Origin of the sequence: Shewanella sp. AS16 (assembly GCF_021412365.1) — a bacterium.
Classification (GTDB): domain Bacteria; phylum Pseudomonadota; class Gammaproteobacteria; order Enterobacterales; family Shewanellaceae; genus Shewanella; species Shewanella salipaludis.
In genome coordinates this window covers 1-306 of sequence record NZ_JAKCLK010000166.1, presented here as the reverse complement: position 1 = coordinate 306, position 306 = coordinate 1, and the positions used below count along the sequence as shown (strand labels likewise).

Below are 306 nucleotides of genomic sequence, written 5' to 3'. Positions count from 1 at the left end.
GCAAGAGGAAATAAGCATGGACTGGCTGGCTAAATATTGGTGGATTCTGGTGATTGTCTTTTTGGTAGGCGTCCTGCTGAACGTGATTAAAGATCTCAAGCGCGTCGACCATAAGAAATTTCTCGCCAACAAGCCGGAGCTTCCCCCGCATCGTGATTTCAACGATAAGTGGGACGATGACGACGACTGGCCGAAAAAGGATCAACCGAAGAAGTAAGCTAAGTGGCCGGATAAGGCGTTAACGCCGCATCCGGCCATGATGCCTGATACAGTCTTATCAGGCCTACCCGGCTATTATTACATCAT

Annotated in this window: 1 protein-coding gene; it reads left to right on the top strand. The window is 49.0% G+C overall.

Annotated elements, in window-relative coordinates:
• Nucleotides 1-217: YpfN family protein (locus tag LZP73_RS19815; RefSeq protein WP_234236624.1), on the top strand; the 217-nt coding region annotated here is incomplete at its 5' end.
• Nucleotides 218-306: the final 89 nt, after the last annotated feature.